The organism is Nocardiopsis exhalans, assembly GCF_024134545.1.
In the GTDB taxonomy this organism is placed as follows: domain Bacteria; phylum Actinomycetota; class Actinomycetes; order Streptosporangiales; family Streptosporangiaceae; genus Nocardiopsis; species Nocardiopsis exhalans.
This window is the reverse complement of the sequence record NZ_CP099837.1, coordinates 2727681-2745368: the sequence shown is the minus strand read 5'-3', so window position 1 is coordinate 2745368 and position 17688 is coordinate 2727681. Positions and strand designations below refer to the sequence as shown.

Annotated in this window: 13 protein-coding genes; 4 read left to right on the top strand and 9 right to left on the bottom strand. The window is 70.9% G+C overall.

The annotated features are described in order from the left end of the window. Window positions 1–21: 21 nt before the first annotated feature. The 5 genes from NE857_RS12260 to NE857_RS12240 all read right to left on the bottom strand — a co-directional run bounded on the left by NE857_RS12260 (window position 22) and on the right by NE857_RS12240 (window position 6313). Entirely contained in the window at window positions 22–1704 is a 1683-nt protein-coding gene (locus tag NE857_RS12260; RefSeq protein WP_254421091.1) for a hypothetical protein, read from the bottom strand. A gap of 155 nt (window positions 1705–1859) precedes the next feature. Next, entirely contained in the window at window positions 1860–2570 is a 711-nt protein-coding gene (locus NE857_RS12255) for a gamma-glutamyl-gamma-aminobutyrate hydrolase family protein (RefSeq protein WP_254421090.1), read from the bottom strand. Window positions 2571–2640: 70 nt separating this feature from the next. Continuing rightward, complete coding sequence (locus NE857_RS12250; protein WP_017579935.1) at window positions 2641–3405, bottom strand: 3-oxoacyl-ACP reductase; 765 nt, start codon at window positions 3403–3405, stop codon at window positions 2641–2643. A 95-nt stretch (window positions 3406–3500) separates the two neighbouring features. After that, the gene (locus tag NE857_RS12245) at window positions 3501–4919 is read right to left on the bottom strand and encodes an aldehyde dehydrogenase family protein (protein ID WP_301184325.1); all 1419 of its coding nucleotides are present in this window, start codon (window positions 4917–4919) and stop codon (window positions 3501–3503) included. Window positions 4920–4948: 29 nt separating this feature from the next. Further along, window positions 4949–6313 (bottom strand): glutamine synthetase family protein, encoded by a 1365-nt coding sequence (locus tag NE857_RS12240; RefSeq protein ID WP_254421089.1) that lies wholly within the window; start codon window positions 6311–6313, stop codon window positions 4949–4951. A gap of 157 nt (window positions 6314–6470) precedes the next feature. Here NE857_RS12240 and NE857_RS12235 point away from each other — a divergent pair, with 157 nt between their 5' ends. Both NE857_RS12235 and NE857_RS12230 read left to right on the top strand, forming a co-directional pair. Then, window positions 6471–7259 (top strand): FadR/GntR family transcriptional regulator, encoded by a 789-nt coding sequence (locus tag NE857_RS12235; protein WP_254421088.1) that lies wholly within the window; start codon window positions 6471–6473, stop codon window positions 7257–7259. Between the two features lie 377 nt (window positions 7260–7636). Further along, window positions 7637–9400 (top strand): TIGR03767 family metallophosphoesterase, encoded by a 1764-nt coding sequence (locus NE857_RS12230; RefSeq protein ID WP_254421087.1) that lies wholly within the window; start codon window positions 7637–7639, stop codon window positions 9398–9400. A 40-nt stretch (window positions 9401–9440) separates the two neighbouring features. Here the strand turns inward: NE857_RS12230 and NE857_RS12225 are convergent, their stop codons facing one another. Next, entirely contained in the window at window positions 9441–10346 is a 906-nt protein-coding gene (locus NE857_RS12225; protein WP_254421086.1) for an EamA family transporter, read from the bottom strand. Between the two features lie 112 nt (window positions 10347–10458). Here NE857_RS12225 and NE857_RS12220 point away from each other — a divergent pair, with 112 nt between their 5' ends. After that, window positions 10459–11358, top strand: a complete 900-nt coding sequence (locus NE857_RS12220; RefSeq protein WP_254421085.1) for a LysR family transcriptional regulator — start codon at window positions 10459–10461, stop codon at window positions 11356–11358. Window positions 11359–11416: 58 nt separating this feature from the next. Here NE857_RS12220 and NE857_RS12215 read toward each other — a convergent pair whose 3' ends face one another. The 3 genes from NE857_RS12215 to NE857_RS12205 all read right to left on the bottom strand — a co-directional run bounded on the left by NE857_RS12215 (window position 11417) and on the right by NE857_RS12205 (window position 15973). Then, window positions 11417–12481, bottom strand: a complete 1065-nt coding sequence (locus NE857_RS12215; RefSeq protein WP_254421084.1) for a glutathione S-transferase family protein — start codon at window positions 12479–12481, stop codon at window positions 11417–11419. A gap of 200 nt (window positions 12482–12681) precedes the next feature. Further along, window positions 12682–13818 carry an NAD(P)-binding domain-containing protein gene (locus tag NE857_RS12210; protein WP_254421083.1) on the bottom strand — a complete coding sequence of 379 codons (1137 nt, stop codon included), beginning with the start codon at window positions 13816–13818 and terminating at the stop codon, window positions 12682–12684. A 145-nt stretch (window positions 13819–13963) separates the two neighbouring features. Beyond that, entirely contained in the window at window positions 13964–15973 is a 2010-nt protein-coding gene (locus tag NE857_RS12205; RefSeq protein WP_254421082.1) for a prolyl oligopeptidase family serine peptidase, read from the bottom strand. A gap of 235 nt (window positions 15974–16208) precedes the next feature. Between NE857_RS12205 and NE857_RS12200 the strand changes: the two genes are divergently transcribed. Then, on the top strand, window positions 16209–17408 hold the full coding sequence (locus NE857_RS12200; protein ID WP_254421081.1) for a cation:proton antiporter: 1200 nt from the start codon (window positions 16209–16211) through the stop codon (window positions 17406–17408). Window positions 17409–17688: the final 280 nt, after the last annotated feature.

The window sequence follows — 17688 nt, the reverse complement described above, 5'->3', positions numbered from 1 at the left end:
CGGAGGTCTGCTGCGGGTGGGTCAGGGCACCATGCCGGTGAGCCCCGGCTTTCCGCCCTCGCTCACCACGACCGCACCGGGAACCACTTTCAGGCCCGCGCCGCTGACATCCGAGACCGGCAGGAAGGACTCCGCACTCCACTGGGTGACCTCCCCGAAGGGCGCGTCCACCACGTGTCCGTCCCATCCGATGAGCAGGGACCCGTCCAATACGGCGATGCCACTGGTATCGACCACGTTCTCCAGGTGAGCCCCTTCAACCACGGCCGTATCGATGATCTCCCCGGCCGCGTTCACCTGGTGGAACGTAAACTGTGGCTCTTCCCAGCGGCCCCGCTCAGTGGTGTCCACGGCGACGACGGAGCCGTCTGGATCGGCGTACGACACCCAGGTACGCGAGGAGTCACCGGCCATCAGGTCGTCCGGAAGCGCCACGACCTCCTCCCCGGTCCCCAGGTCCAACAGCGCGACACCCTCCCGCCATCCCTCTTTCAGGAGAACCTGCTGCTCTCCGGGCGGCCCTTCCACCAAGGACAGGCGCGGGAAGTGGAAATCCTCTTCTGATCGGGCGGGCCATTCCGTATGCCAGAGCTCCCTCTCCTCGAATCGGTCGACCGCGACGACCATGACGTCCACCTCGACGTCCGGCCAGTCGAACGGAGAGCCGGAGCGGGCCACACTCTCGAGGGTCTCCGTGTCCGCGTCAACGAGGCATCCGACCGGGGCGAGCAAGAAGCCGTCGTGACTCTGCACGTCCCACGACGAGACCACGCACTCCTCGGGCAACGACAGCGCCTCACGCTTCACTGCGCCGGGCTCGCGGAACGGTTCTTCGGGCCAGTCCGGGAGGGCGACGGCAGTCTCACCGCGCACCTCCCCGGTCCGCTCGTCCAGCCGCACCGTCACCAGCTGTCCGGAGTCACCCCAGGCGGCTCGGGTCTCGTAGCTCACGAACACGCTGCCATCGTCGCGCCACACGTCATGGACCGGGTCGTGGGGGCGCAGGTAGGACCACAGCACCTCGCCGGTCTCGCCGTCCAGTGACACGACCCCGTCCCGGAGGAGGGCCAGCGGCCCGTGGCTTCCCACACGCACCTCGACTACTGAGGCGCCCTGCGGCGGCTGCCACTCCCAGCCGACCTGGGAAACCTCGGCCGGGACCGGAGCGGGCTCGCCGAGCTCGTCGGCCACCCGGTGCTGTTCCCGGGGAACGACCAGAACGATCGCGCCCCCGAGGACGACCACCGCCAGCGCACCGGCGCCGAGCAGGGTCATGCTCCGCCCGAACGGCCTCGGGTTGGGGACCCGCCACGAGAGCAGCATGAACACGGCTCCCAGAGCGAAGGCGCACATCGCCAGCCACAGGTGCACGAACGGTGACAGGGTGTCGAACAGCGGGACCGAACCGAAGAACCTGAAGGGGTCGGCCAGGGAGTAGAGCCCGAGCAGGGCCAGCCCTGCGAGGCAGAACAGAACCATCCAGCACCGGTACAGCACGGTGCTGTGATCGCTCACGTACACGTGGGGGTGTTCCTGCCAGCGAATCCCGAACGCCAGCACGAAGCAGGCGATGACGACGGCGGCGATCCACCAGCCGCCCACCTCCTCCAGCAGTCCTTCACCGATCGCGAAAGCGGTGGCCAGCGCCCACAGCGCGGACCCGAGCAGCAGCCCTGCCCCGATCCACACCAACGCGCTCCGCACGCGTCCGTGCTCCTTCTCCTCCGCCACCCGGGCCACTTCACTTTCCGCTGATATCCGACATGCCGCCGGTCAACCTAACAGCCAGTCACCCAGAGTGAGGAATCGGGGTGCTGAGAGTGGCTGCGAAGGCGTGTCGGCCCGGCGACGCTGAAGGCTCAGTGTTCGGTGGCTCCTTCGCCTGCGCGTTCAGTGAGCCAGGTGAAAAGGGCGGGGTCGGTGCCCATCTCCGGGTGCCACTGCACGCCGAGCACGTTGAACACGTCCGTGTACTCGATCGCCTCGACCGTGCCGTCCTCGGCCCAGGCGGTGGCGGAGACGTTGCGGCCCAGAGCGGCGACGGACTGGTGGTGGTAGGTGGGCACGTCGAGCATGGTGCGGCCCAGCACCCGGGCGGTGCGGGAGTGTTCGGCGACGGTGACCGGGTGGGTGTCGAAGATCCCGGTGCGCTGGCGGTGCCCGGTGTGGCCCACCACGTCGGGCACGTGCTGGTTGAGGGTGCCGCCGCGGCAGACGTTGAGCAGCTGCATACCCCGGCACACCCCCAGGACCGGCAGACCCCGGGCGAGCGCTCCGGCCAGCAGGTCCACCTCGGCGGTGTCGCGACCCGCCTGAACCCCGGCGGTGTGCGTTCCGGTCGGAGCTCCGTAGCGGCCGGGGTCGATGTCGCCGCCCCCGGCCAGCAGCAGCCCGTCCAGCCGGTCCAGCGCCCCGGTGATCCCCGCGACCGGTGGCAGCAGGAGGGGTACCGCCCCGGTGGCGGCGACGGAGTCCACGTAGTGCCGGGGCAGCAGGGTGGCGGGCAGGTCCCAGGCCTCGCCCCAGCGGGCCTGTTCCGCGTAGGCGGTGATGCCGACGACCGGTGGCATGAGAGCGGCCTCCTTCGGGGCGGGGATCGGGGTTCGCCGGGTTCGGGGCGGCGGCGGGCCTGGGACGAGCCTAGATCGGGGTGACGTAGGCGCCGGAGATACCGCCGTCCACGAGGAAGTTGGAGGCGGTGACGAACGAGGCGTCGTCACTGGCCAGGAAGGCCACCGCGGCGGCGATCTCGGTGGCGTCGGCGAAACGGCCCAGCGGGACGTGGACCAGGCGGCGGGCGGCGCGTTCGGGGTCCTTGGCGAACAGTTCCCGCAGCAGGGGTGTGTCCACCGGCCCCGGAGAGAGCGCGTTCACCCGGATGCCCTCGCGGGCGAACTGCACGCCCAGTTCGCGGCTGAGTGCGAGCACCCCGCCCTTGCTGGCGGTGTAGGACACCTGGGATGTGGCGGCACCCATGGTGGCGACGAACGACGCGGTGTTGACGATCGCCCCCTTGCCCTGTGCGCGCATGTGCGGCAGGGCGTACTTGCAGCACAGGTACACGGAGGTGAGGTTAACCTCCTGGACCCGCCGCCAGGCGTCGAGGCTGGTGGTGAGGATGGAGTCGTCGTCGGGAGGTGAGATCCCGGCGTTGTTGAAGGCCACGTCCACGCTGCCGTACTCGGCCTTGACCCGGGCGAAGAGGGCTTCGACCGCGGCTTCGTCGGTGACGTCGGCGCGGATGAACCCGCCTCCGGTGGCCTCGGCCACGCTCTTGCCGCCCTCCTCGTCGAGGTCGACGGCGACGACGGTGGCGCCCTCCTCCGAAAGGCGGAGCGCGGTGGCTCGGCCGATACCGCCCGCCGCCCCGGTGATGACGGCGACGCGGTCCTGGAATCGCTGCATGGTGTTCCTCCAGTTCAGGGGTGGATCCGCCAGACGGGGTCTGTCAGAAGTGGGCCCCTCGGGTGGGCCGTGGGGCGGTCGGTCCGGTGGGCCCGTCAGGTGTCGTCGGAGAGGAAGACGGTCCTGGTCTCGGTGAAGGCGTCCAGGGCGTCGGGGCCCAGTTCGCGGCCCAGGCCGGACTGGCCCATCCCGCCGAAGGGCGTCCAGTAGCGCACGGCCGAGTGCGAGTTCACCGACAGGTTTCCGGCGCGGACGGCGCGGGAGACCCGCAGGGCGCGCCCGATGTCGCGGGTCCAGACTGATCCGGCCAGCCCGAACTCGGTGTCGTTGGCGATGCGTACCGCGTCGGCCTCGGTCTCGAAGGGCAGTACGGACAGGACCGGGCCGAAGATCTCCTCGCGGAAGGCGGGTTCGGCCGGGTCGTGGGTGGCGAGCACGGTGGGCGGGAACCAGAAACCGGGTCCCCGGGGCGCGCTCCCCTGGAAGAGGACGGTGGCGCCGTCCACGTAGGCGGCGACGCGGTCGCGCTGGGCGGCGCTGATCAGCGGACCCATCTCGGTGTCGGGGTCGAGGGGGTCGCCGACGGTGATCCCCTCGACGGCCGGGCGCAGGAGTTCCAGGAAGCGTTCGTACACGTCGGCCTGGACGAGCAGGCGGGAGCGGGCACAGCAGTCCTGTCCGGCGTTGTCGAAGGCGGCCATGGGCGCGGCGGCCGCGGCCTTGTCCAGGTCGGCGTCGGCGAAGACGATGTTGGCGCTCTTGCCGCCGAGTTCGAGGGTGAGGCGGGTGAGGTCGTCGGCGGCCGCCGCCATGATGCCCTTGCCCACCCGGGTGGAGCCGGTGAAGACGATCTTGGCGACGTCGGGGTGGCGGACCAGGCGCGCTCCGGCCACCGGCCCGGTGCCGGGCAGGACCTGCAGGACTCCGTCGGGCAGGCCCGCTTCCCGGGCGAGTTCGCCGATGCGCAGGGCGGTGAGCGGGGTGAGTTCGGCGGGTTTGACGATGACGGTGTTGCCCGCTGCCAGGGCGGGTGCGGTGCCCCAGGACAGGACCGGCATCGGGAAGTTCCAGGGGACGATGACGCCGACCACGCCGAGGGGGTCGGCGAAGGTGACGCTCCAGCCGCCGGGGACGGGGATCTGCCGTCCGGTGGCGCGCTCGGGTGCGGCCGAGAAGTAGGTGAACACGTCCCTGGCGTTGCCCGCCTCCCAGCGGGCCTGGCCGACGGGGTGCCCGGCGTTGGCGACCTCCAGCTGGGCGAGCTCCTCGGTGTGGGCGTCGATGCGCTCGGCCACGGCGCGCAGCAGCCGGGCGCGTTCGCCCGGCGGGGTGTCGCGCCAGGCGGGGAAGGCCGCGGCGGCGCGGACGACGGCGGCGTCGGTCTCGGCCTCGGAGGCCAGGGGGACGGTGGCCACCACCTCCCCGCTGGCCGGGTCGACCACCTTCTGCTCGCGCTGCCCTTGTTGTGCGAACTGCTTCGGCCGCTCGGGCGGCGTGCTCTCGTCGGTGTTCACCGGGTGTCCCTCCCTGTCATCTGGATCCGCTACATCCGCTCGAAGCCGCGGAACATCTCCCAGTCGGTGACGGCGGCGTCGAAGGCCGCCAGTTCGACGCGGGCGCGGTTGGCGTAGTGGGCGACGACCTCCTCGCCGAAGGCCTCGCGGGCCAGCGCGCTGCCCTCCCACAGTTCCAGGGCCTCGCGCAGGGTGGTGGGGACGGTGGGCAGGCCCGAGGTGTAGGCGTTGCCGGTGAGCGGCTCGCCCGGTTCGATGCCGTGCTCGACCCCGTGCAGTCCGGCCGCGACCATGGCGGCGCTGGCCAGGTAGGGGTTCACATCGCCGCCGGGGACCCGGTTCTCCACCCGCAGCGAGGGCCCGTGGCCGACCACCCGCAGCGCGCAGGTGCGGTTGTCGTGGCCCCAGGCGACGGTGGTGGGCGCGAAACTGCCCGGGACGAAGCGCTTGTAGGAGTTGATGTTGGGCGCCAGCAGCAGGGTGAGCTCGCGCAGCGCGGCGAGCTGGCCGCCCAGGAAGTGGCGGCCGGTCTCCGACAGCCCCTGGCCCTCGGCCATGACCGGGGTTCCGTCATCGTCGCGCAGTGAGAGGTGGATGTGGCAGGAGTTGCCCTCGCGGTCGTTGGGTTTGGCCATGAAGGTGAGCGACATGCCCTCCTGCGCGGCGATCTCCTTGGCGCCGTTCTTGTAGACGCTGTGCTGGTCGCAGGTGCGCTGGACCTCGTCGTAGCGGAAGACGATCTCGTGCTGGCCGAGGTTGCACTCGCCCTTGGCCGACTCCACGTACAGTCCGGCGCCGGTCATCTCGTTGCGGACGCGGCGCAGCAGGGGTTCGACGCGGGCGCCGCCCAGGACCGAGTAGTCGACGTTGTACTGGTTGGCGGGGGTGAGGTCGCGGTAGGCGCTGTTCCAGGCCTGTTCGTAGGTGTCCCGGTAGACCACGAACTCGAGTTCGGTGCCCGCGTAGGCCTGCCAGCCGTGTTCGGCGAGGCGTTGGCGCTGGTGGTCCAGGACCTGGCGGGGCGAGGCGGCGACCGGGCCGCCGTCGTGCCAGGTGAGGTCGGCGGTGACCATGACCGCACCCTCGGCCCAGGGGGTGCGCCGCAGGGTGGACAGGTCCGGTGCCATCACGAAGTCGCCGTAGCCGGTCTCCCAGGAGGACATGGCGTACCCGTCGACGGTGTTCATGTCCACGTCCACGGCGAGCAGGTAGTTGCAGCCCTCCGTACCGTGCTCGAGGGTCTCCTCCAGGAAGTAGCGGGCGGAGAGCCGTTTGCCCTGGAGGCGGCCCTCCATGTCGGTGAAGGCGACCAGGACGGTGTCGACCTCGCCGGAGGCGGCCTCGATTCTGAGTTGGTCCAGCGACAGTGGGGGGAGGCTGCCGTGCGCTCGCACCTGGGGCTCCTTGTCAGCGTCGTGGCGTCTGGGAGTATGGTTCGATCTCAGACCAATGGTGGAACATGCAACCAGCCCCGCCGAGGACTGTCAATGGGACACCCCATCGAACCCGGCTCGGCCGCACATCACCATCGAAAAAGGAAAAGGAACGAACATGCACCATTCGGACAGCAGTCCGGCGGGCACCGCGGACGGCGACCCGGCAAGCGCTACGGACAACGGTCCGGCCGGGGTCGCGGCCCAGGCCGTGTTCCGCCCCGTGCGCACCGGGAACCCGTTCGAGGAGACGGTGGAGCGGCTGCTGTCCGCGATCCGGTTGGGTGTGGTCGGGCACGGGGAGCGCTTTCCCGCCGAGCGCGAACTCGCCGCGCGGCTCGGGGTCAGCCGGGTCATCCTCCGCGACTCCCTGCGCGCCCTCCAGGAGGCCGGGTACGTGGAGTCCAGGCGCGGGCGGTTCGGCGGCGCCTTCGTCACGTACGTGCGTCCCAAGCCGAGCCGGAGCGAGGCCCAGCGGGTCCTGCGGGACACCGGCACGGACCTGGACGACCTGTTCACCCACCGCCGGGCCCTGGAGACCGGCGCGGCCGTGGTGCTGGCCGAGAAAGGGCTCACCCCCGACCAGGACCGGCTGCTCTCCGAGCGGCTGGCGGCGGTGGAGGGGGCCGAGGTGGATGACTACCGGCGCCTGGACACGGTCCTGCACCTGACCCTGGCCGAACTCACCGGTTCCGCCTCGCTCACCCGTTCGCTGACCGAGGTGCGCATGCGCGTGAACGACCTGCTCGACGCCATGCCGATGCTGGTGCGCAACCTGGAGCACAGCAACACCCAGCACCGCCAGATGGTTCAGGCGGTCCGGGACGCGGACCCCGAGGCGGCGGTGCGCGCGGCACGCGAACACCTGGAGGGCAGCGAGTCCCTCATCCGGGGCTTCCTCGCCTGAGCCCTCTCGTCTGAACCTTCTCGCCCGAACCCTGCTCCGGGGCGAGGCCGGATCGGGAGCAGCATTGGCCGCATCCGGCCAAACGTGAGAAGCACTCACCTTTATGACGGTTCATCACGGCGCGGGCGAACAGCCCGCCACGGGTCGCCGACGTGCGGGCGGACGCCGAGCGATCACTCTCGGTAGGACCTCGCCGACGGGCCAGCGGCCGCAACGAGCCGAACCGGTGATCGTACCCACCCTGCCCGGGCCGTACGGAACCGGGCCCGGCACCGGCGGCCGCGCCCCCGTTGCCCGCCGCCCTGACTCCGGCCTTTAATGACGGCGCCCCCGCTCTCCCACAGGCCCCCGGCAGGGCCGAAAGGACGCCGTCACCCATGGCTTCCCTCAACCGGCGCGGATTCCTCACCGCCTCCACAGGCCTGGGGTTCGCCCTCGGTCTGCCCGCTCTCCCCGTCTCCGCCGCGACTCACGACGAACGCGTCCGGCAGACCCTCGACCGGATCACCGACCCCGAGGGCACCACCTTCGCCCAGGTCGCCTCCCCCGTCGGCGACGACTACCAGCTGCTCACTGCCGGACCCGGCTGGCCGATGGAGGTCCGCGAGGACCTGGTCCCCGCCCAGTCCGGTCGCGACGAACGGCGCGAGCCGCTGGCCGCCTTCGTGCAGTTCACCGACCTGCACGTGCTGGACGTGCAGAGCCCGGTGCGGTTCGAGTACACCCACCCCATCATCGGTTCCAGCGCGCACCGGCCGCAGGAGGCGCTCGCCATGGTGGGTGCTTCGGCGCTGGTCAAGAGGGTGAACTCGCTCCGGAACGGCCCGGTGACCGGCCGCCCCTTCGACTTCATGATGACCACGGGCGACAACACCGACAACCACGAGGAGATCGAGCTCGACTGGCTCATGACGATCCTCAACGGGGGCTCGCTCACACCGGACACCGGTGCCCCAGGGCTGTTCGAGGGCGTGCAGAGCTGCGGCTCCGAGCTGTACTGGCAGCCGGAGAGCCAGAACCCGGACCGCTACAAGGACCGGGGCGGCTTCCCCCACCTGCCCGGCTACCTGGCCGCCGCCACGGCCGAGTTCCACAGCCCCGGGCTGGACGTGCCCTGGTACTGCACCATCGGCAACCACGACCACACCCCGGCGGGGACCCTGCCCGCTCGCACCCTGGGCGAGGTCTACGTCGGCGACCGCAAGCTGATGTTCGCCGACGACGACGTCACCGAGCAGATGGCCGAGGCCATGACCGAGGAGGAGCAGCTCGGCGACATCCCCGACGAGGTCGAGAGCCCCGACGACGCCGAAACGATGTCCACCGCCGCTCTGACCTCCACCGTCACCCCGGACGAGCGGCGCAGGCCCTTCGACACGGCGGGCTTCGTCGCCGCCCACCTGGCGGAGGACAACACCGGCCCCGGGCCGGTCGGCCACGGCTACACCGAGGCCAACGCTGACGGGGTGGACTGCTTCTACACCTTCCCGATCGCCGAGGGCGTCACCGGGATCAGTATGGACACGACCACGCTCGCGGGGCTGGCCAACGGTTCCATCGGCAAGCGGCAGTACGACTGGGTGGAGAGGACCCTGCGCGCGTCCAGCTCGGTCTACTACGACCTGCTCGGCCGCCGACGCACCCAGCAGGTGACCGACGAGCTGTTCGTGCTGTTCAGCCACCACACCAGTGGCACGATGAACAACCCGCTGCCGGACCGGCGCCGCCCGGCCGAACTCCGCTTCACCGGCGAGATCCTGGTGGCCATGCTCAAGCGTTACCCCAACGTCCTGGCCTGGGTGAACGGCCACACCCACTACAACAGGGTGCGGGCGCACACCTCCCGCGTCCCGGAGCGCGGGTTCTGGGAGATCAACACCGCCTCGCACATCGACCACCCGCAGCTGGCCCGCAGCATCGAGATCGTGGACAACGCGGACGGCACGATGTCGCTGTTCACCACCCTGTTGGAGGCCGACAGCCCCTACCAGGTGGACCACGGCGACTTCTCCGTGGAGGGTCTGGCCTCGCTGTACCGGGAGCTGTCCGTGAACGACCTGTACGCCGACCCGGCCAACTACGGCGGACCCCAGGACCGCAACGTCGAACTCCTCGTCGCCGCCCACCACCCGGCTCGCTAGCGCCGCCAGGCAGTCCGGCAGTCCGCTCAACACCGCTGGCTCAGCGCGGGTTCCCCGCCGGTTCCGGGGAGCCCGCACCCAACGCCTTGCTCGATCGTCCGCCCAGCGCCGTGAGCGCCACCCCGCCCACCAGGAGCACCGCGGCCACCAGGCTCAGCGGACGGACGGCCTCGCCGAGGAACAGGGCCGCCGAGGCCATCCCGAACACCGGCACCAGCAACGAGTAGGGCGCCACGGCGGAGGCCTCGTTCTGCCGCAGCAGGTACCCCCAGGCGCCGAAACCGAACACCGTGGCAGCCCAGGCCACGAAGAGGATCGCGCCCACCCCGGCCAGGTCCAGACCCCGCACCGCGGCCAGCCCCGCCTCGGGCCCCTCCATCAGCAGGGAAAGCACGAGCAGCGGCAGCGGTGGCACCACGCTGACCCAGACCATCCAGCTCAGCGCGTCCGGTGGGGCCGCCCTACGGGTGATCACGTTGGACAGTCCCCAGAACGCCGCGGCTGCCACGACCAGCACGAACGCGGTCAGCGGCCCCGAGCCGCCGTGGTCGTAGGCGGCGACCCCGATTCCGCACAGGGCGACGCCCATCCCGAGGTAGCGGACCGGGCGCAGGCTCTCCCGTAGGAAGAGCACCGCGAAGAAGGCGGTGAACACCGCCTGGACCTGGAGGACCAGCGAGGTCAGCCCGGCGGGCATGCCGAGGTCCATGCCGGTGAAGACCAGCCCGAACTTGGCCACCCCCAGTACCAGCCCCACCAGGACGATCCAGCCGAACGCGACCCCGGGGCGGCGTACGAAGAAGACCGCGGGCAGGGCGGCCGCCAGGAACCGCAGGGCGGAGAACAGCAACGGCGGGAAGTGGTCGAGGCCGACTTCGATCACGACGAAGTTGACCCCCCACACGGCCGCGACAAGCACGGCGAGAAGGGAGTGACGCGCAGGCATGGAACCGATCATGGCGTCACCCCGGCTTTAGCACCAGCGAAACCTCCTACTAGGTTGGTTTCAGCACTGCTTAAGAATTCGCCTACGATCCCGCCGCCCGGAAGGAGTTCCCGTGCTCGACCTCTCCCGGCTCCGGGCCCTGCACGCGGTTCACGTGCACGGTTCGGTCAGCGCTGCAGCCAAGGCACTCGGCTACACGCCCTCGGCCGTCTCCCAGCAGGTCACCAAACTCGAACGGGAGACCGGTACTCCGCTCCTGGAACGCCAGGGGCGCGGGGTGGTGCTCACCGACGCCGCGGGCATGCTCGTGGACAGGACTGCCCGGATGCTCGCCATCATGGAGACCGCCGAGGTGGCGTTGGAGGAACAGCGCGGCAGGCCTTCGGGAAGGCTGACCGTAGCCGCCTTCTCCACCGCGGCCCGCGGCCTGCTCCCCCGCCCCCTGGCCGAGCTCACCCGCAGGTACCCCGATCTGGATCTGCGGGTGGTCGAGGAGGACCCGCACGCCACCCCGCACATGGTCGCGCAGGGCACCGTGGACCTGGCCGTCGTGCACGACTGGGACATCGCGCCGATGACCGTCCCCGACGGGGTGGTACGCACCGTGCTCGGCGAGGACCGGTGCGACGTCGTCCTGCCCCGCGATCACCCCCTCGCCGCGCTGCCGGTGCTGAACCGGAAGGACGTGGCCGCGGCCCGCTGGATCTGCCAACCGCCCGGGACGGTCTGCCACGACTGGCTGATGCGCACGCTGCGCCCGGTCCGCGCCGAACCGGACGTCGCGCACTTCGTGGCCGAGTACCAGACCCAGATCGCCCTGGTCGAGGTCGGTCTGGGCCTCGCGATCGTCCCCCGCCTGGGCCGGGGTTCCGTCCCCGACACCCTGGTGGTCAAGCCCCTGGAACCCACCCCGGTACGCGGGGTCTCGGCCCTCTGGCGCGAGGGCACCTCCCGCCGACCGGCCGTCACCGAGGCGGTGCGCCTGCTACACGAGCACTTCGCCCTCCTCTGACCGTCAGGCCTTTCCCCTTCCACCGGCGCCTTGGATGCCGGGCCGCCCGGGCGACGGCTCAGCGCTCCTGCGCGTCCCACACCTCCCCGACACCACGGCCCTGCTCCGCCAGGGGCCGGACGCGCTCGTCGTCCGGGGCGGAGCCGGGAGGGGTGCCCTCGCCGAAGGGGCTGCCGCCGAGCGCCTCACGGCCGTGTTCGGTGAGCCAGCCCCGCGGATCGGGGCCGACCGCGACCACACCGGTCGGGTTGATCCCCGTCTGCACCCGGTAGTAGTGCATCCTGATGTGTTCGAGGTCGGTGGTGTCGCCGAACCCGGAGGTCTGGTAGAGGTCACGGGCGTAGGCCCACAGCGCCGGATACTCGACGAGTTTGCGGCGGTTGCACTTGAAGTGGCCGTGGTAGACGGCGTCGAACCGCACCAGGGTGGCCCACAGCCTCAGATCGGCGAGGGTGATGTGCTCGCCCACCAGGTAGCGGCGGCCGGTCAGGTGCTCTTCCAGGGCGTCCAGCCGGTCGAAGACGGCGGCGACCGCCCTGTCGTAGCTCCGCTGGTCGGGGGCGAACCCGCAGCGATAGACACCGTTGTTGAGGTCCTGGTACACCTGCGCGCTCACGGCGTCGATCTCTTCGCGCAGCGCCTGCGGGTACAGCTCCGGGGCACCGTCCCGGGCCAGGGACCCCCACTCGGTGGCCATGTCCTCACTGATCTGGTCGAAGTCGTTGGACACCAGGTGCCCGCTGGTGACGTCGACCAACCCGGGCACGCTCACACCGCCGTCGTACTCCGGGTCACGGGCCAGATAGGCCTCCCGCAGGGCGTGGATGCCCAGAATGGGGTCCCGGCCGTCCGGACTGCCGGTCCGCGCGGTGAACACCCAGTGCGGATCGCCCTCGATGATCTCCTGGACCGGGTCGGTGACCGCCAGCGAGACGGCCCTCTCCAACCCCATGAGCCGCCGCGTCATCACCACTCGGTGCGCCCACGGGCAGGCCCGGCTGACGACCAGCCGGTAGCGATCCGCTTCCGCGGCGAACCCGAAGCGGCCGTCCTCCGTGACCCGGTCGGCGAAGGCCGCCGGGTCCCGTTCGATCTCCTCGGTGGGAAGCTTGTTGGCCCGCATACCCGCTACCTCCGGTGCTCAGGGAACTGGATCCGAAACCGATCCTAGGTCCCGAGCCTGCTCCGGCAGCGGTGGTCCGCAGGGGGTTTCCGAACCATTTCGGTCCCCGCCGGGAGACAGGGAGCGCGGGCGCGACCCTCATAACTTCTTCGCGGTGCAGCGCCCGTTCAACCGAGCGGCTCGGGCGACTTGCGCACCGCTCATAGCACCGCGCCCCCACCATGGTCTCGAAGCTCCCGATCCGGCGCCCCGGGCCCTGAGCGGAGTGCGTCCATGACCTGGCGGGCCACCGTGCGACCGGCCCTGTTGGCGCCGATGGTGCTGGCCTGCGGCCCGAACCCGGCGAGGAACAGGCGCGGTTCGCGGGCGGAGCGCCCGTTCTCCACCCGCACCCCGCCGCCGGGCTCGCGCAGCCGCAACGGCGCCAGATGGGTGAGTTCGGCACGGAAGCCGGTGGCCCAGATGATGGCGTCGACCGGCTCGAAGGAGCCGTCGGCCCAGCGGACCCCGTCGGGTTCGATCGCGGTGAACATGGGCCTGGCCACCAGGAGACCCCGGTCCCGGGCCGCGAGGTTCTCGGGGGTGGCGGGCAGACCGGTGCCGTGGATGATGCTGGGCAGCGGCAGACCCGCCCGGGCCGCCTCGTCCGCCTGCCGGACGGCGCGGACCCCGCCCTCGGGATCGTCGGTGAACTCGACCGGCCGCCGGGTGGCCCAGACCGTGCCCGCGGCCACCCCCTCCAGTTCACGGAGGAACCCCACCGCCGAGGTGCCCCCGCCGACCACCAGCACCCGCATCCCGGCGAAGTCCTCGGCCGCCCGGTACTGCGGGGTGGAGATCTGCACGCCGCGGAAGTCCGGGGCCCCGGCGAAGTAGGGCCGGAAGGGCCGGGCCCAGGTACCGCTGGCGTTGACCACCACCCGCGCCCGCACGTCGCCCTTGTCGGTCGCGACGAGAAACCCCGCCTCCTCCGCACGGACCGCGCCGACCCGGATCGGCCGCAGGACGTTGAGCCCGAACCACCGCTCGTAGCGTTCGTAGTACTCCCGCACCACGTCCCGGGCGGGTCTGGAAGCGTCGGCGGTGTCGAAGCTCAGCCCCATCTCGCGCATCCCGGGCAGGTCGTGGACCCGGTGCGCCTTGTCCAGGCGCAGCGCCTCCCAGCGGAACTGCCAGGCCCCGCCCGCGTCGGGCCCCCGGTCCAGTACCACGAACCCGGACCCGGGTCCGAGCCCCAACCGCCGCAGGTGCCAGGCCACCGAGAGCCCGGCCTGCCCGGCCCCCACCACCACGACGTCCACCGCACCCGGCAGTGCGCCTACCCGAGCTTCCGCCACGACCGCTCCTCCCGTCGTCCGCCGACAGTCAAGAACAACGCGAAGGCCCGGTTCATGCCGAACCGGGCCCGTGCTCCCGGTAACGCGCACCGCCACGGGGGTGTCGTTCAACTCGCTCGTTCGGCTAGCGGGGGCGGATCGGGGTTCACCAGGGCAGGACGTCGGGGACCGGGTCGGCTCCCAGGACGTGCTGGTCGCAGAAGGCCAGCACCGTCTCGTTCCACACGCGGCTGTTGGACGGGGTGAGCACCCAGTGGTTCTCGCCGGTCAGCTGCAGGAACCGGTGCGGCATCGTCTCCGGCGGGCCAGCCCAGGCCGAGACCAGGTCCCACCACATCCGCAGGGCCTCGCTGATCGGCACCCGGTAGTCCCGGTTGCCGTGGGTGATCAGCACCGGTGTGGACACCCGGGCCGCGCTCAGGTGCGGGGAGTTGTTCAGGTACCACTCCGGCTGCTCGTCCTCGTGGCCGTGGACGCGCATCTTGTGCGCGGCCGCGTCGGTGGTGCGGTGCTGCTGGCCCATCGCCCACGACCCGGCGTGGGTGACGACCGCCGAGAAGCGGTCGGTGTGCCCGGCGATCCAGCTGGCCATGAAGCCGCCGAAGGACGCGCCGAGCACCGCCGTGCGGGAACCGTCCAGGTCCGGGCGCTCCAGCGCGGCCTCGAGCAGTGCCTCGCACTCCGTGAAGACCACGTCCGGGCGCCGGGGCCAGCCGCGGTTCAGCCCGGCGTGGCCGTAGCCGGTGGACATGGCGGGGTCGGGCATCAGCACGGCGTAGCCGCGGGCGACCGCCAGCCACGGGCACCAGCGCCAGGACCACGCGTTGAAGGAGGTGTGCGGACCGCCGTGGATCCACAGCATCGTCGGGGCCGGTTCGGGCTCCTGAGCGGTGTCGGGCAGGCACAACCATCCGCCGACGTGTACGCCGTCGACCTCGGTTCGCACCCGTTCCAGACGGCCCGGCAGCGCCGCTACCGCTCCAGGGGCCGGGAGTTCGCGCACTTCATCACCGGGGGTGATCCGGACCGGCCGCGGCGGGGTGGTGACATCGGAGCGCAGCGCGTACACGGACCCGTCCGGGGCGGGGGCCAGGCAGGTGAACACGCCGGAGTCCGCCAGAGTCCGCACCTTCGCGGTGCGCGGGTCGACGGCCAGCACGGCCCCGGAGGAGTGCAGGTCACCGGCGACCAGCAGGGTGCCGTCGTGGCTCCAGGCGTACTCCCTGAACGTGAGGTCGCCGAGGTCGGCGATCACCGGTTCACCGCCCGCCAGCGGGTGGATCTCCAGGTAGCCGTAGCTGGTGTCGGTGGGCGTGGAGACCGTGCTCCGCTTCACCACGAGGTGGGCGCCGTCCGGGGAGAACAACGGCGAGCCGTACTCCCGGTGGTCGTCAGCGGCCAGCAGGGTGGTGCGTTCGCGGGTCTCGGTGTCGATGAGAACGACACCGGTGCGGGTCTGCCCGCCCTGGACCCGTTCGGTCCAGGTCGTCGCGACGGTACGGCCGTCCGGGGACAGGTCGGCCGAAGCGCTGCTCAGGGCCACGGTGTCGGCGTCTTCGGTGAGATCGCTGACCTCCCCTTCGGGGGAGACGAGCACCAGGCGCGGGCTGACGTCCCCGAGTTCGCGGTCCCAGTGGCGGATCGGCATGCCGGTGTGCCAGATGGCGCTCTGTTTGGCCTCCTTACGGGCCTTGCGGCGCTCGGCGTCGTCGTCCAGGGCGGCCCCGGCCAGCACGCTGGTCGTCGCGAGGATCGAGCCGTCGTCCGCGATCCCGAGGATGCCGAGGCCGCCGGGGGTCGAGGCGACCGGGTTCGCTTCCCCGTGCGGGGGCAGGCGCCAGACGGCGTTGGTGCCCTTCTCTGTCTCTTCCTCCGGGTCCGGACGAGGGGAGGTGAACAGGAGCGAACCGTCGGGGGCGAACCGCGGCGCGTGCTCTCCGTCCTTGCCGAAGGTCAGTCGTCGGGCCGGGAGCAGTCCTTGCGGGTCGAGCGCCCACAGGGCCGAGCTTCGCTTGGACCCGTGCTCGTCGGCCTCCGAGACCGAGGCGACCACCTGGCCGTCGCCTCCGGCGGCAACGGCGGTGATCCTGGGGATCCGGGTGAAGGCGTCGATGTCGGTGAAATCGGAGAAGGGGGAATGTTTCGGTGAGGGCACCGGGTCAAGGTACTACCCCGTCGCAGACGCAGGAAGGGCGCCGGTTCGGGTTCATCACGGCCAGCAGGTGCACCACCGGTCCCCTTCATCCGCAGCGGGCTGAAGCCCGCTGGAGCCGACGGGATCACTGCCGCGACTCACCCGGTCGAGGAGGAAAGCAGCTCCCAGGCAGGTGTTCGGTCAAGGACGATCCCGCTTCCGAGCAGGTCATCCCCCTCTTCGTTAGCATTCCCGCATGGCCGAGGCACACATGCTCGTGGACAATCTGGCGTCGATGTGGTGGATCGCCCTGGCGGCGGTGCTCGGCCCGGTCCTGGCGTTGGTCACCCGGCGCAAGGTGCCGGACGTGGTCTGGCTGCTGGTGTTCGGCACGGTCATCGGCCCGCACGCCCTGGGGCTGGCCGCCGAGACCGAAGCGGTCCACTTCCTGCGAGAACTCGGCCTGGGTTTCCTGTTCCTGTTGGCGGGCTTCGAGGTCAACACCACCGACATGCGCGGCAGGCAGGGCAGGCACGCCGCCCTGACCTGGGGTCTGTGCGCCCTGCTGGGCTTCGGAGCGGGGATGCTCCTGCTGGAGGGGGACGTGCACGTCGCGATCGTGCTGGCGATCGCCTCGACGTCGACGGCCCTGGGAACCCTGCTGCCCATCCTCAAGGACTCCGGTGCGATGGGAACGCCGTTGGGGCGGGCCGCCATGGTGCACGGCGCCTACGGCGAGCTCCTGCCGATCGTGGCGATGTCACTGCTGCTGTCCACCAGGGGCACCTGGCAGGCCGCCGCGGTCCTGGTCCTGTTCTCGGTGGCCGCGGTGGCGGTGGTGATGGTCCCCGGACGTTTCTTCAGCCGCCTCCCCCTGTTGAGGAGGGCCTTCGCGGACGCCTCCAACACGACCATGCAGACCACTCTGCGCGTCACCGTGCTGGTCCTGGTGACGCTCATGCTGCTGACCGCCGTGCTCGAACTCGACGTCGCCCTGGGCGCCTTCGCGGCGGGTCTGCTGCTGAACGCCGCGCTCAGCGCCACGGCTCCCGAACACGCGGCCGAGATCATGCACAAGGTCGAGATCGTCGGTTTCAGTCTGCTGATCCCGGTGTTCTTCGTGACCAGCGGTATGAGCATCGACCTTTCCGCCGTCGTGGCCCAGTGGCCCCTGTTGCTCGGCTTCGTCGCCGTGATCCTGCTGGTGCGCGGACTGCCGGTGTTCCTCCGCGAGCGGTGGACCACGACGCACTCGGGGTTGACGGCCAGGGGCGACCAGGCCGCACTCGGTCTGTACGCCGCGACGGGTCTGCCCATCATCGTGGCCGTGACCCAGGTCGCGGTGTCCTCGGGGGTCATCGACGACACCGTCGCTTCCGTCATGGTGACCGCCGGAGCCATCACGGTCCTGCTCTTTCCCTTCGTGGCCGCACGCTTGACGTCCTCCCCGAAGTGAACGACTCTTCCATCGATCACGACGTGCGGAAACCGCCGCAGCCGCTACCGAGGGCCGGCCCGGACCCGACTTCCCCCATGCTGACCGGGTGCGCGATCAACGTGAGGAGGATCGACGCCTGCCTGTGCGGTGTCTCTGTCGCGGGCACGCGTACCGGGTGCGCCTACACGATTCCCTGATCGACCACCCCGACCTCCCTTGTGCCCGACCAGTCGGTGCTCTGAGTATCCATGCTCAGGACAGCGCGGCCGTTTTGCGTTGGGATGGGGGATGCTGGCCC

Excerpts from the sequence above, each read along its gene's own strand:
- NE857_RS12255 (WP_254421090.1), bottom strand. The coding sequence starts at position 2,570 with ATGCCACCGGTCGTCGGCATCACCGCCTACGCGGAACAGGCCCGCTGG.
- NE857_RS12250 (WP_017579935.1), bottom strand. The coding sequence starts at position 3,405 with ATGCAGCGATTCCAGGACCGCGTCGCCGTCATCACCGGGGCGGCGGGC.
- NE857_RS12235 (WP_254421088.1), top strand. The coding sequence starts at position 6,471 with ATGCACCATTCGGACAGCAGTCCGGCGGGCACCGCGGACGGCGACCCG.
- NE857_RS12230 (WP_254421087.1), top strand. The coding sequence starts at position 7,637 with ATGGCTTCCCTCAACCGGCGCGGATTCCTCACCGCCTCCACAGGCCTG.
- NE857_RS12225 (WP_254421086.1), bottom strand. The coding sequence starts at position 10,346 with ATGCCTGCGCGTCACTCCCTTCTCGCCGTGCTTGTCGCGGCCGTGTGG.
- NE857_RS12215 (WP_254421084.1), bottom strand. The coding sequence starts at position 12,481 with ATGCGGGCCAACAAGCTTCCCACCGAGGAGATCGAACGGGACCCGGCG.
- NE857_RS12200 (WP_254421081.1), top strand. The coding sequence starts at position 16,209 with ATGGCCGAGGCACACATGCTCGTGGACAATCTGGCGTCGATGTGGTGG.